We start from the raw sequence: 13,086 nt of genomic DNA, 5'->3' as shown, positions 1-13,086 counted from the left end.
TTAGCCGTTGAGTTTATTAAGTATCTTGGGGACGATCGCGTCCACGGTGAAGCCGAACTTGGCAAACAATTCTTCCGCCGGGGCAGATGCACCGAAGCGGTCGATGCCGATGTTCAATCCGTCATTGCCCGTGTAACGCTCCCATCCGAAGGTTGTACCGGCTTCTATCGAAACCTTGAGGCAACCGGCGGGAAATACGTCTGCACGATATTCTGCAGGTTGTTCGTCAAACAGCTCGGTCGAAACCATCGAAACCACATCGGCACCCACGCCCTGTTGTTCAAGGGCCTCGGCGCACTCAAGTGCGACATGGAGTTCGGAACCCGTTCCGATCAACACAACCTTGCGCGCAGCGCTGGCGCTCTTGAGGCGATAGCCGCCGCGCGCCGAGAGATTTTCGCCCGGCATCTCCAAGCGAAGCTGGGGCAGATTCTGGCGACTCAGTGCCAGCACACTGGGGCGGCTGGTTTGCTTGAGCGCGACTTCCCATGCCTCGGCGGTTTCGACCACATCAGCCGGGCGCAGCACCAGCAAATTGGGCATGGCGCGCAGTGAAGCAAGGTGTTCGATCGGCTGGTGGGTCGGCCCGTCCTCGCCCAGCCCGATCGAATCATGCGTCATGACATAGATCGCGCGGACCTGCTGCAGCGCGGACAGGCGGATCGCACCGCGCGCATAGTCGGTAAAGACCAGGAATGTGCCGCCATAGGGAATCACCCCACCATGCAGCGCCATTCCGTTCATCGCCGCCGCCATGCCGAATTCGCGAATGCCGTAATAGACGTAGCGCCCGCCGTAGTTTTCGGCAGTAAAGGCCTCGATACCGCCCGCCTTGGTGTTGTTGGAACCGGTAAGATCGGCGCTGCCGCCGATCGTATCGGGCAAAACCGGGTTGATCGCCCCCAGCGCCATCTCGCTGGCCTTGCGGGTTGCCACGTTCTTCGGTTCCGCAATAAGTGAGGCAACATAGTCCTTCATCGCATCGCCATCAGGCAGGTCGCCCGCCATGCGGCGAGTGAACTCTGTCTTGTCGCCTGACGCCTCCAGCCGCTCGTTCCAGTGGCCATGAGCGGCTTTGCCGTGTTCGCTGGTGGCGCGCCAGTGTGCCAGGATATCGTCGGGAACGACGAATGGCTCAGCGTCCCAGCCCAGCTCTTTTCGCGCGGCAGCGATCTCGTCTGCCCCCAACGGAGCGCCATGGGTCGCGCTGGTGCCTTGCTTGTTCGGGGCACCCTTGCCGATCACTGTCTTGCAAGCCACCAGTGAAGGGCGGTCGTCTGCCACCGCTTCGTCAATCGCGCGGGCAATATCGGCAAAATCGTGCCCGTCGCAGCTCGTCACATGCCAGCCGGTCGCCATATAGCGCGCCCTGATGTCTTCGCTGGTTGAAAGCTCGGTGCTACCGTCGATGGTGATGTCATTGTCATCCCACAGCACGATCATCCGACCGAGCTTCAGATGGCCAGCCAGCCCGATCGCTTCGTGATTTATGCCCTCCATCAGGCAGCCGTCGCCCGCGATCACCCAGGTGCGATGATCGACCAAGCCGTCACCGAACACAGCATTGAGATGCCGTTCGGCCATCGCCATGCCCACGCCCATTGCCAGCCCCTGGCCCAGCGGGCCGGTGGTGCATTCAATTCCCGGCAACATGAAATTCTCCGGGTGGCCAGCGCAGGGGCTGCCCAACTGGCGGAAGTTGCGGATGTCCTCGATGGTCGGCTGTTCATAGCCCGAAAGATGCAGCAGGCTGTAGATCAGCATCGAGCCGTGGCCCGCCGAAAGCACGAAACGGTCGCGATCGGCCCAATCGGGTGCGGATGGATCGAATTTCAGATATTTCGACCATAGCACGCTTGCGACATCGGCCATGCCCATCGGCATCCCGGGGTGGCCCGAGTTCGCAGCCTGCACGGCATCCATTGATAGCGCGCGGATAGCATTGGCCATGGGTTGGAGGCGGGCGGGATCAATGCTCATGCGCAAATTGCTCCTGAACTGCTGCGAGCGACGCCATGCTGCATCGGCCCGGCGCGTCGATTCGACGCATTGACGGACCCTTTGCGGAGGGCGGGAATGAGGTCAACCCGCGCGGCGCGTCCTTTCACCGGCTGGCGGAAAAATTGTTTTATACGGCATCGTCAAGACAACTTATCAACAGGCCCCGCCAAGGCTTTGCTCACTCTCGGCAAATTGGTTAAATTACCTACATGGATAGGCACCGCGTCGAGCAGGCGGTCCGAAGGATCGAAGTTGCACTGGGCCGCATTGAAGCGGCGGCAGATGCGTTCGCCCCCAATTCCGGTGCTGCCACCACACTTGCAAACAACCATCACGCGCTACGCGAGGAAGTGGCCGCTACCCTGCGCGATCTTGACGAGCTGATTGAAGGGCTCAATCCATGAGCGAGGTTACGCTTCGCATCGGCGGCAAGGCCTACAAGGTTACCTGTGCTGACGGTGAGGAAGCGCAATTGGCCAAGCTGGGGAACATGGTCGACGGGAAGTTCAAGCAGATGGAAGGGATTCTGGCGCCGAGCGATGCGCAGAACCTTTTATTTGCCGCCATCTTGCTTGCTGACGAGCTGTACGAGGCTCGCGAAGCGGTTGGCGGTGATCCTGCAAGGCTGGCTGAGCGCGTCAGGGAACTTGAGGCAGAAGCGCGCACTTCGTCCAATGCGCAGCGCGAAACCGCGCTTGAACTTGAGGCTGTCCGCGCAGAGCGCGACACGATCGCAAACGATCTTGCCAATATCCACTCTGCTGCCGGTGGCCAGGAACCACTGTTCGAAGGGGCCGACATCGCACCAAAGCTTGAGCAGTTGGCCGATTTGGTCGAAAAATGTGCGGTTGTGCTTGAGAGCAAGCTCACAGCCACCTAGATAGGGATCGGCGGGACTGCCCGGCACGAGCCGTTTGAATATCCCTGAGGCTATAAGCAATCCTTGGGAGCTGTCCCTGCCCCAGTTCACGGGTTCGTCCTGGGAGTTGGGGCATACGGCGCCCACCTGACGTTGAGGCGTCAGAGGATTTCTCGGGCAACCGACCCATGGTGGTTCCGCCACTTGCGAGGGGACAGATGCAAGACAAGGCCGCATTGCGAAAGGAATTGCGCGCTCGCCGCCGCAAGCATGTGGAAGCGCAACCCGATGTCATTCGAGAGCTGCTGTTCCACCGCCCTCCTGCCCCGCTGCTGGAAAAGATCGCGTCCGGTTCGGTGATAGGCCTTTATCACGCGGGCCCCTGGGAAGCGCCCACTGCCAGCTACGTTAGGCATTTCGTCGAAGCTGGTCACACTGTGGCCCTGCCACATTTCACCTCGCGCGATGCAGAAATGACCTTCAAGCTGCATTCGGACCCGTATGGTGAGAGCGATCTTGAGGTGGGGCCCTTCGGCATGCTCCAGCCAGCTAGCCATGCGATCGACATCACGCCCGATGTCCTGTTCCTGCCGCTGATCGGTTTTACCGCCACCGGTGAACGGCTTGGCCAAGGCGGCGGGCATTATGATCGCTGGCTTGCCGAACATCCCGGCAGGATCGCCATTGGCCTGGCGTGGGACGCACAGCTATGCAATGAATTGCCGGGCGAACCGCATGACGTGGCGCTTGACGCCGTTGTCACTCCAACACGGATTTACGGCCCTTTCTGATGCGCGAAAAACCTACCTGGCGAATACCAATCGGCATTCTCGGCCTGCTGGCGGGGCTGACCGTCTATAGCATTGTCATTGCCCGCTATGCACCGGGCCTGATCGGGGCATGGCCGATCTGGCTCCAGACATTGGCCTATGTCATTCTGGGCGTCGTCTGGCTGCTTCCACTCAAACGCTTCCTTATCTGGATGGAGACAGGGCGCTGGGGTTGAGCTAGCCTAGCGTCCGAAGGGGAAGTTGCGTTGATGAAGCGACTGATTGGTTGGGTAGCGCTGGCTCTTGTACTTGCGGCCGGAGCGGCCTGGATGTTCGGCCAGCGCTGGATCGGTGAGCGCGTATTCAATGCCGCTGTCGAGCGGCAAGCTGGCGTTGATCGCTCTGCCAAACTCCCTGATGGATTGCATGTCTATCTCTGCGGCAGCGGATCGCCCATGCCCGATGCCGACCGCGCCGGGCCGTGCCTTGCCGTGCTTGCCGGGCGGCAGGGGTTCATTTTTGACGCAGGATCGGGGTCGATCCGCAAGCTTGGCGCAATTGGTTTCCCGATGGGCCGGCTCGAGGCCACTTTCCTGACCCATCTTCATTCCGATCATCTCGACGGGCTTGGGGAACTGATGTTGCAAGCGTGGATGGCGGGGGGCCGCGATACACCGCTGCCGATCTATGGCCCCAAGGGGACTGACCGCGTTGTTGCAGGGTTCATGCAAGCCTATGAAATCGATCGTGGTTATCGCATCGCGCACCACGGGCCGGGCGTTGCACGCCCAGGCGGTTTCGGCGGCGAAGCCCGGATCATCAGGAGCGGGCTGGTTTTCGAAGATGACGGGCTGGCTATCCGCGCCATGAAAGTCGATCACGCGCCGGTCGACAATGCCCTGGCCTTTCGGATCAATTACAAGGGGCGAGTCATCGTTATCAGCGGAGACACCGGCTTTTCTCAAGGGCTCGCGCGTTTTTCAGAAGGCGCCGACGTAATCTTCCATGAAGCGCTAAACCCAGAGATGATCGGCAAGCTGGGGCAGACCCTGGCCGCGCGGGGGAATGCAGATGCCGCAAAGATCATGGCCGACATTCCAGACTATCATGCCACCCCGCAAGAAGCGGCGCGCGTGGCGCAGATGGCAGGGGCGAAGATGCTGGTGCTCTATCACCTCGTTCCCGCTCCGCCTACGCGGCTGATTGAGCCTGCGTTCACGGGAGACGCAACCGATCTGTTTGACGGCCCGCTGAAACTGGCAAGGGACGGAATGCTGGTTAGCCTGCCGGCAAAAAGCCAGACGATCGACCTGGACCAACTGCTTTAGAAAAAGTCCCAAGTGGCGCGAGTGACGGGACTTGAACCCGCGACCTTCGGCGTGACAGGCCGACACTCTAACCAACTGAGCTACACCCGCGCATTACGGCGGCAGCGCCTCTTGGGAGACGCGCCAATAAGGCCGGGCACAGATGCTGTCAACGGCCCTCGGCGCGAAAAAAAGAACTTTATTCGCTTAGCAGCAGAACCGGCGTTTCGATGAGCTTTTTGATCTCCTGGATGAAACTGGCCGCGTCATAACCGTCGACCACGCGGTGGTCGCAGCTGATCGAGATATTCATCAATTTGCGTTTCTCGATCCGCTCGCCGCCCATGCCATCCGGCACGAACATCGGGCGCTCGATGATCCGGTTCGGACCCAGAATTGCCACCTCCGGCCGGTTTATCACCGGCGTGTGCGCCACCCCGCCAAGCGGGCCGAGTGAAGTCAGCGTCAGCGTTGAGCCCGAAAGCTCCTCGGACTTGGCTGAACCATCACGCGCGGTCTGCGCCAACCGCCCGATTTCGTTCGCGAGCTGCCACAGATTGCGGCTTTGTGCATCGCGGATTACCGGCACCATAAGCCCGTTGTCGGTCTGCGTCGCCATGCCCAGGTGCACTGCGCCGTGGCGGGTCACCACACCTGCTTCGTCGTCATAGCGGGCATTGATCATCGGGAAACGCGGAATCACCCGGCAAATCGCGCTGACCAACAGCGGCAACATGGTAAGCTTCGGCTTGCTGCCACGATTGGCGTTGAGATCAGCGCGCATGCGCTCAAGCTCGGTGACATCGCATTCCTCGACATAGGAGAAATGCGGAATGTGGCGCTTTGAGGCAGCCATGTTCTGCGCAATGCGTTTGCGCAAACCGATCACCTTGATAGTCTCGTCAGCGCGCGCCTGGCCAGCAGGGGCAAAACCGCCGCCAGCATTGTAGGCCAGGAACTGGTCGAGATCACCGTGCCGGATCCGGCCATCCTCGGCGGGTTTCACTTCAGCAAGATCGATGCCCAACTCGCGCGCGCGCTGGCGCACTGCGGGGGAGGCAAGGACCTTTACCTCTCCCCCTCCCATAGGCGAGGGCGCCGGGAGTTGGGTGTCTGAGGGTGCGGCGGTGTGCGAGGTCTCGAGCGTCGACTCCCCATCCCCAACCCCTTCTCCCACAGGAAGGGGTTTTTCCGGCTCACCAACCTCTGCGACTTCGTCAGCCTCATCTTCGACTTCGCCTTCAACCTCGACAACCAGCAGCATAGAGCCGACCGCAATCGTGTCGCCCGCTTCGCCTGAAACCTGGATGACCTTGCCATCAACCGGGCTTTCGATGTCAATCGTGGCCTTGTCAGTCATCACGTCAACCAGGTGCTGGTCTTCGCGGATAGTATCGCCAACCTTTACGTGCCATTCCACGATTTCGGCCTCAGCAACGCCTTCGCCGACATCGGGCATGTTGAAGGTGAATTTCGCCATTGTTCAGTCCTTCAGAATCTTGTCGATCGCATCGCCAATGCGCACGGGACCGGGGAAATAGGCCCATTCGAGGCTGTGCGGATAGGGTGTGTCGAAACCGGTCACGCGCTCGACCGGTGCTTCGAGGTGGTAAAAGCAGCGTTCGGTAACGAGCGCGGAGAGCTCAGCCCCGAAGCCTGAAGTTCGGGTGGCTTCGTGCACGATCATGCAGCGGCCGGTCTTTTCAACAGATGCCTCGATTGCCTCGATATCGAGCGGTACCAGCGTCCGCAAATCGAGGATCTCCGCATCGACGCCTTTCTCGCGGCACACTGCCTCGGCGACGTGTACCATTGTGCCATAAGCGAGAATGGTCAACGCATCCCCTTCGGTAACCTTGCGCGCCTTGCCCAGCGGGATCTTGTAATATCCTTCGGGAACAATGCTTTGCGGGTGCTTCTTCCACGGTTCGACAGGCTTGTCGTAATAGCCTGAGAACGGCCCGTTATAAATCCGCTTGGGTTCGAAGAAAATCACGGGGTCATTATCTTCGATCGCCGAGATAAGCAGGCCCTTGGCATCGTATGGCGTTGACGGGATCACCGTTTTCAGCCCTGAAACATGGGTGAAGATTGCCTCCGGGCTCTGACTGTGGGTCTGCCCGCCGAAGATGCCCCCGCCAAAGGGTGAGCGCACGGTAAGCGGCGCAATGTAATCGCAAGCGGAGCGATAGCGCAGTCGCGCTGCCTCGGAAATCAGCTGGTCAAGGCCGGGATAGATATAGTCTGCAAACTGGATTTCCGGAACCGGGCGCAGGCCATAAGCCCCCATCCCCACGGCAACGCCAATGATCCCGCATTCACTGATCGGCGTATCGAACACGCGGGTTTTACCATGTTTTTCCTGCAGGCCCGCGGTGCAGCGGAAAACGCCGCCGAAATAGCCCACGTCCTCGCCCATCACGATCACATCGGGATCGCGCTCAAGCATGATGTCGAGCGCATCATTGATCGCGTCGATCATGTTCATGCGGCGTTCGGTCACGCCGTCCTGAATAGCTGCTTCGCTCACCTGGCCGCTCATGATTTGGGCCTTCCTTCGGGCCATTTGATCTCGCGTTCGCGAATCGCCTGCGCGGCCTGCTCTTCAAGATGCCAGGGCAGTTCTTCGTAAACATCCTCGAACATGGTGTGGAACGGATGATGCATGCCGTGGCCGAGAATGCCGTTCTTCTCGGCCTCCTTGGTCGCTGCCTTGACCCGTTCGGCACATTCGAGATCCATCTTTTCCTGTCGTTCAAGATCCCATTCGCCGATCGCGATCAAATGCCGCTTCAGGCGCATGACTGGATCACCCAGCGGCCACTCCTCGCGTTCCTGGGCGCTGCGGTACCCGCTTGGGTCGTCCGATGTCGAATGCCCCTCTGCGCGATAGGTGAAATATTCGATCAGCGTCGGCCCGGCATTCGCACGGGCGCGTGTGGCCGCCCATTGCTGCGCGGCATAGCAGGCCAATGCATCGTTGCCGTCGACCCTGAGACCCGCCAGGCCATAACCCAGCGCGCGCGCGGCAAAGGTGGTGCGTTCAGCCCCGGCGAAGCCGGAGAAGCTGGAGATCGCCCATTGGTTATTGATCACGTTCAGGATCACCGGCGCGTTATAGACTGCGGCAAAGGTGCAGGCGGAATGGAAATCGCCCTCTGCAGTAGACCCTTCCCCCACCCAGGTCGCCGCAATCCGGCTGTCGCCCTTGATCGCGCTGGCCATCGCCCAGCCTACCGCCTGCGGGGTCTGCGTGGCGAGGTTGCCCGAGATCGAGAAGAAGCTGTGCTCGCGGCTGGAATACATGATCGGCAGCTGGCGACCCTTCAGCTTGTCGCCCTTGTTCGAGTAGATCTGGTTGATCATGTCGACGATGGGATAGCCGCGCGCGATCAATATGCCTTGCTGGCGGTAACTCGGAAACACCATGTCATCTGACGCCAGCGCCATGGCAGCGGCAACGCTGGTTGCCTCTTCGCCAGTGCATTTCATGTAAAAGCTGGTCTTGCCCTGGCGTTGACCGCGAAACATGCGGTCATCAAAAGCCCGCACCAGTGCCATGTTGTACAGCATTGTCCGAAGAGTATCGGGATCGAGCTTGGGATCCCACGGCCCGTGTGTCTGGTGATCTTCGCCCAGCACGCGCACCAATCCATAGGCGAGTTCGCGCATATCCTTGGGATCGGCCGTCTCGTCAGGGCGCGGCTGCGCACCTGGTGCGGGAATATCCAGGTCACTGTAATCCACCTCGTCGCCGGGCCGATACTTCGGCTCGGGAACGTGCAACTCAAGCGCCGGCTTGTTGCTGCCGGACGGGCGTGAAGTGTCAGGCCTGTCGGCCATATCCTGGCTCTCCCCCTGCCTGATGCAGGTCTGTAGCAATCTTTTAAGTGCGCGTTATTTTATTTCACACCGCGCAGTTGGTCAAGCAGATGCATGTCTAAGGGATCAGACCGCAACAGGTGCCTTGATGGGAGCTAGCGGCGCGTAATCATGCACAACGAAATCCTCGATCCGGTAATCGAAAATTGTTTCCGGCCTGCGCTTGATCTCAAGCACCGGATGCCCGGTTGGTTCCCGGCTGAGCTGCTCGGTGATCAGATCTTCGTGGTTGAGGTAGAGGTGCACATCCCCGCCCATCCACACCAGTTCGCCCGGCTCCAGATCGGTCTGCTGCGCCATCATTCGCATCAGCAACGCCGCAGACCACAGGTTGAACGGCAGGCCCAGCGCCACATCGCAGCTGCGCTGATAGAGCAGGCAGTTGAGGCGGTTTCCGGCCACATGGAACTGGTAAGTCTTGTGACACGGCGGCAGCGCCATCCGGTCAAGCTCGGCCACGTTCCATCCCTCGATGATATGGCGGCGGCTACCGGGATTGTTCTTTAGGCTTGCCACCACTTCGGCGACCTGATTGATCCCTTCGCCCCTTTCGTAAAGCCCGTCGGCACGATAGCGCCAGGTAGGCCAATCGACCCACTGCTTGCCATAGACCGGGCCAAGATCGCCCCACTTTGCCGCGAATTCCTCGTCCTCGGCGATCCGTGCCACGAAATCGTCGAGCGGAATGTCGTCTCCGGTTTCCTTAATGTAGCGCGCATGCGGCCACTCGTTCCAGATCTTCACGCCCTGTAGCACCAGAGGGCGGATATTGGTTTCGCCGGTAAGGAACCACAGCATCTCGCGCGTGGCGGTTTTCCAATAGACCCGCTTGGTGGTCAGCAGCGGCATCGCTCCGCCTGCCAGATCGAATCGCAGCATCACCCCGGCGATAGAACGCGTCCCTACCCCGGTGCGGTCAACGCGCTCGCTGCCGTGCTCCCAGATCTGGCGCATGAGGTCGAGATATTGCCATTCGGGATGGCGCGAGGGGATGTCGGCAGAGGGAATCGCAGCGCTGGCCATGCCACCATCCCTAAACCTGCATTTGCCCGCTTGCCACCCCGTGCGCGCGCTCCTATAGGGCGCGCCTTGCCTCGTCCCACAGCTTTTTTCAGCTTCGTGGGCACGACACGGTCGGGGAGTAGCTCAGCCTGGTAGAGCACTGTCTTCGGGAGGCAGGGGCCGGAGGTTCGAATCCTCTCTCCCCGACCAGTTTCCTTGCATGGATTTTTCTCTACTGCTTTCGTGATAGTTGCCCGCGCCGTTCGTATCGGGCACGCTTAGGGTCATGAACCTGTTCAACCTAAGCGGGAAGACCGCAGTCATTACCGGCGGCAATAGCGGCATCGGGCTCTCCTTTGCTCGTGGGCTCATCAAATCCGGGGCCGATGTCGCGATCTGGGCGCGCAATGAAGCCAAGAACGCTGCTGCCGTCGATGAGCTCAATGCGCTTGGCAGCGGGACGGCGGTCGCCTTTCCATGCGATGTGGCGGAAGAGGAAACGATCGCCTCTGCCATGGCTTCGACACTGGACCGCCTCGGCAAGGTGGACATCTGCTTCGCCAATGCCGGGATCGGCCAGGGCATGGCCTTGCCCGAAATGACCGCCGAGGCGTGGGACAGGGTTATGGCGGTCAATGCGCGCGGGCCGGCGCTTACCTATCGCTATGTGAGCGAACACATGGTCGAACGAGGCGAAGGCGGGAAGCTGATCGCTACCTCGTCAGGCCAATCGATCATGGGCGTCAATCGCAGCTCCAACTACGCCGCGTCAAAAGCGGCAGTGAACGGGCTAACCCGCGCCGCAGCATTCGAACTGGCGCGCTACAAGATCACCGCCAACGCCTTGCTGTTCGGTTTTTACGAGACCGATCTGACTGCCCAGGCCGATCCTCGCTTCGCTGAATGGATGACCAAGCGCATTCCCTTGCGGCGTTTTGGCGACCACAAGGGGCTGGAGGGGCTCGCGGTATTCTTCGCCTCATCGCACAGCGATTACATTACCGGGCAGTGCCTGCCGGTCGACGGGGGGCTGTCTATCAGTTGAGCCGGGCTTCGGCCCCGGGGTCCCGGCACTTTGGTGGCTAGCCGCCGCGCAGCAGTTGCACACCCCAGTCACGCTCGAACAGGTAGAGGAGCAAGCGAGCCGCCTGCCCGCGCTCGCTCGCCAGGCCGCCATCGCGCTCGATCAGCAGCCGCGCATCCGCATGGGCGGCGGGAAGCAGGCGCGTTATCTGCTCAAGGTTGGCGACGCGAAACGGCGTGTCGCCCGATTGCCGCGTGCCCAGCAATTCGCCCCCGCCGCGTAGCTCGAGATCCTCCTCCGCAATGCGGAAGCCATCCTGCGTTTCACGCATCAGCGCGAGCCGCCTTCGTGCCGTTTCCGACAGTTTATCGCTGCGCAGCAGAAGGCACACCGCCTGTTCCGATCCGCGCCCCACGCGCCCGCGTAGCTGGTGGAGTTGCGCGAGGCCGAAATGCTCGGCCTGCTCGACCACCACCAGCGTGGCATTGGGCACATCCACGCCAACCTCGATCACAGTAGTCGCCACCATCAGCCTCGCCTCGCCCGCTACGAAGCGCTCCATCGCGGCATCCTTGGCCTCGGGAGCGAGTTGTCCGTGGACCAGCACGACATCCTCGCCAAAGCGCTCCTTCAGCGCGGCGTAGCGCGCCTCGGCAGCTGCCAGGTCGGCGCTTTCGCTTTCATGCACCATGGGGCAGACCCAGAAGGCCTGTTGCCCGGTGGCCAGGTGACGCGCGATCCCGTCAACGATCTCGCCTATTCGCTCCATCGACATCACGCGGGTAATGATCGGCTTTCGCCCGGGCGGCATCTCGTCCAGCCGGCTGACGTCCATCTCGCCATATTGCGCAAGGGTGAGCGTGCGCGGGATTGGAGTGGCGGTCATCGCCAGTGTGTGCGGCGAGGTCTTGCCCTTGCTGGCGAGTTGCAAGCGTTGTGCGACGCCAAAGCGATGCTGCTCGTCGATGACGACCAGCCCAAGGTCCTTGTAGTTCACGCTTTCCTGGAAAATCGCATGCGTGCCCACAACGATATCGATCGAACCATCGAGCAGACCCATCAATATGCTTTCGCGCGCCTTGCCCTTGTCCCTGCCCGTTAGCAACGCAATCTCCACGCCGGTCGGGGCGGCCATCTGGCGCAGCGTTTCGTAATGCTGCCGCGCAAGAATTTCGGTAGGCGCCAGCAGCGCCGCCTGCTTGCCAGCCTCATTCGCGATCAGCATGGCATAGAGCGCAACCACGGTCTTGCCCGCGCCCACGTCACCTTGCAGCAGGCGCAGCATCGGCGCCTGCTGCGCGAGGTCGCCCTCGATTTCGCCGATCGAGCGCACCTGCGCCCCAGTGAGCGGGAACGGAAGTTGCAGCTTACCGCGCAGGCGCCCATCGCCTGCCAGCGGTTGCCCTTTCCGGCGGCGATTGTCTGCGCGAACCAGCATCAGCGCCAGCGAGTTCGCCAGCAACTCGTCATAGGCGAGCCGGTCGCGCGCCGGCGTGTTTTCCGCCTTGTGCGCCAGACGCAGCGCATCGCGCCAAATCGGCCACCCCGCCTTTTCAAACTGTGTAGGTTCGATCCATTCGGGCAATTCGGGCAAACGTGCGAGCGCTTGTTGCACCAAGCCTGCAACACGCGGCTGGGTCAGTCCTTCAGACAGTGAATAAACCGGTTCGCACAGCCGCGCGAGGGTTGCCCCACCCTCCTTCTCGACATGGTCGGGGTGAACAATCTGCAGCATGTCGCCATAGCGGTCGAGCCGGCCGGCCACCCAGCGCTTCTCGCCTACCGGCAGCTGTTTTTTCGCACCGAACGAGGCCCGCCCGAAATAGGTCAACGCGCAAATATTGCCGACGCTATCCTGCGCCAGCACCCGGTATGGCCCGCGGTTGTTGCGCGCGGCACGATGTTCGGTAGGCGTGAGCGCGATCACGATCTGCTCGCCCTCGCCCGCATCGTCGAGCGATTCCACCGCGCGCCGAGACACGAAGCGCTCTGGCAGATGATAAGCGAGGTCCCGCACCCTGGTGAGCCCGAGCTTGTCGAGCGGTTTCTTCACCTTGGGGCCTACGCCTTCAAGTGCATCTATCTCGACGAACAACGGGTTTAGGACTTCAGGACGCATGACATTTCCCTAGCCGTTTTGACACGTTGTGCGAAGCACCCCGCAGCGCTTGCCAGTGGAGCTTTTTTGCGCTCTAAAAGGGGAACAGGCGACGTTTTTGGGGGGAAAGGTCGCATCCTCTC

The 13,086-nt window shown here is 61.0% G+C and carries 12 protein-coding genes, 2 tRNA genes and 1 other RNA gene; 8 read left to right on the top strand and 7 right to left on the bottom strand.

Annotated features, from left to right (window positions below):
* Positions 1–1,980, bottom strand: coding sequence for a transketolase (tkt, locus tag ACX2DJ_RS08415; RefSeq protein ID WP_462572032.1), 1,980 nt, complete (start codon positions 1,978–1,980; stop codon positions 1–3).
* 230 nt (positions 1,981–2,210) lie between these two features.
* Between tkt and ACX2DJ_RS08410 the strand changes: the two genes are divergently transcribed.
* From ACX2DJ_RS08410 to ACX2DJ_RS08385, 6 genes are all read left to right on the top strand, one after another.
* Complete coding sequence (locus ACX2DJ_RS08410) at positions 2,211–2,405, top strand: hypothetical protein (protein ID WP_462572031.1); 195 nt, start codon at positions 2,211–2,213, stop codon at positions 2,403–2,405.
* Positions 2,402–2,881 carry a cell division protein ZapA gene (locus tag ACX2DJ_RS08405; protein WP_462572030.1) on the top strand — a complete coding sequence of 160 codons (480 nt, stop codon included), beginning with the start codon at positions 2,402–2,404 and terminating at the stop codon, positions 2,879–2,881. The genes ACX2DJ_RS08410 and ACX2DJ_RS08405 overlap by 4 nt, the downstream gene beginning before the upstream one ends.
* A gap of 10 nt (positions 2,882–2,891) precedes the next feature.
* A non-coding RNA gene (gene ssrS, locus ACX2DJ_RS08400) (6S RNA) lies at positions 2,892–3,062 on the top strand.
* A 16-nt stretch (positions 3,063–3,078) separates the two neighbouring features.
* Positions 3,079–3,651, top strand: a complete 573-nt coding sequence (locus ACX2DJ_RS08395; protein ID WP_462572029.1) for a 5-formyltetrahydrofolate cyclo-ligase — start codon at positions 3,079–3,081, stop codon at positions 3,649–3,651.
* Positions 3,651–3,866: a DUF2842 domain-containing protein gene (locus tag ACX2DJ_RS08390; protein ID WP_462572028.1), complete on the top strand. Its 216-nt coding sequence runs from the start codon at positions 3,651–3,653 to the stop codon at positions 3,864–3,866. Before ACX2DJ_RS08395 ends, ACX2DJ_RS08390 begins: the two co-directional genes overlap by 1 nt.
* Positions 3,867–3,899: 33 nt before the next feature.
* On the top strand, positions 3,900–4,958 hold the full coding sequence (locus ACX2DJ_RS08385) for an MBL fold metallo-hydrolase (RefSeq protein WP_462572027.1): 1,059 nt from the start codon (positions 3,900–3,902) through the stop codon (positions 4,956–4,958).
* A 13-nt stretch (positions 4,959–4,971) separates the two neighbouring features.
* On the opposite strand, the gene ACX2DJ_RS08380 is transcribed toward ACX2DJ_RS08385, so the two are convergent.
* The 5 genes from ACX2DJ_RS08380 to thyA all read right to left on the bottom strand — a co-directional run bounded on the left by ACX2DJ_RS08380 (position 4,972) and on the right by thyA (position 9,842).
* Positions 4,972–5,048, bottom strand: a tRNA-Asp gene (locus tag ACX2DJ_RS08380).
* Positions 5,049–5,136: 88 nt separating this feature from the next.
* A complete protein-coding gene (locus ACX2DJ_RS08375) occupies positions 5,137–6,417 on the bottom strand; it encodes a dihydrolipoamide acetyltransferase family protein (RefSeq protein ID WP_462572026.1) in 1,281 nt (426 codons plus the stop codon).
* Between the two features lie 3 nt (positions 6,418–6,420).
* Complete coding sequence (locus ACX2DJ_RS08370; RefSeq protein WP_462572025.1) at positions 6,421–7,479, bottom strand: alpha-ketoacid dehydrogenase subunit beta; 1,059 nt, start codon at positions 7,477–7,479, stop codon at positions 6,421–6,423.
* Complete coding sequence (locus ACX2DJ_RS08365; RefSeq protein WP_462572024.1) at positions 7,476–8,780, bottom strand: 3-methyl-2-oxobutanoate dehydrogenase (2-methylpropanoyl-transferring) subunit alpha; 1,305 nt, start codon at positions 8,778–8,780, stop codon at positions 7,476–7,478. The genes ACX2DJ_RS08370 and ACX2DJ_RS08365 overlap by 4 nt, the downstream gene beginning before the upstream one ends.
* A 105-nt stretch (positions 8,781–8,885) precedes the next feature.
* A complete protein-coding gene (gene thyA / locus ACX2DJ_RS08360) occupies positions 8,886–9,842 on the bottom strand; it encodes a thymidylate synthase (protein WP_462572023.1) in 957 nt (318 codons plus the stop codon).
* 112 nt (positions 9,843–9,954) lie between these two features.
* Between thyA and ACX2DJ_RS08355 the strand changes: the two genes are divergently transcribed.
* Both ACX2DJ_RS08355 and ACX2DJ_RS08350 read left to right on the top strand, forming a co-directional pair.
* A tRNA-Pro gene (locus ACX2DJ_RS08355) sits at positions 9,955–10,031 on the top strand.
* Positions 10,032–10,107: 76 nt separating this feature from the next.
* The gene (locus ACX2DJ_RS08350) at positions 10,108–10,866 is read left to right on the top strand and encodes an SDR family NAD(P)-dependent oxidoreductase (protein ID WP_462572022.1); all 759 of its coding nucleotides are present in this window, start codon (positions 10,108–10,110) and stop codon (positions 10,864–10,866) included.
* A 37-nt stretch (positions 10,867–10,903) separates the two neighbouring features.
* Here ACX2DJ_RS08350 and recG read toward each other — a convergent pair whose 3' ends face one another.
* On the bottom strand, positions 10,904–12,964 hold the full coding sequence (gene recG / locus ACX2DJ_RS08345) for an ATP-dependent DNA helicase RecG (RefSeq protein ID WP_462572019.1): 2,061 nt from the start codon (positions 12,962–12,964) through the stop codon (positions 10,904–10,906).
* Positions 12,965–13,086 lie beyond the last annotated feature (122 nt).

Source organism: Altererythrobacter chaiwopuensis (assembly GCF_054957755.1).
This window is presented reverse-complemented; position numbering and strand designations above follow the sequence as displayed.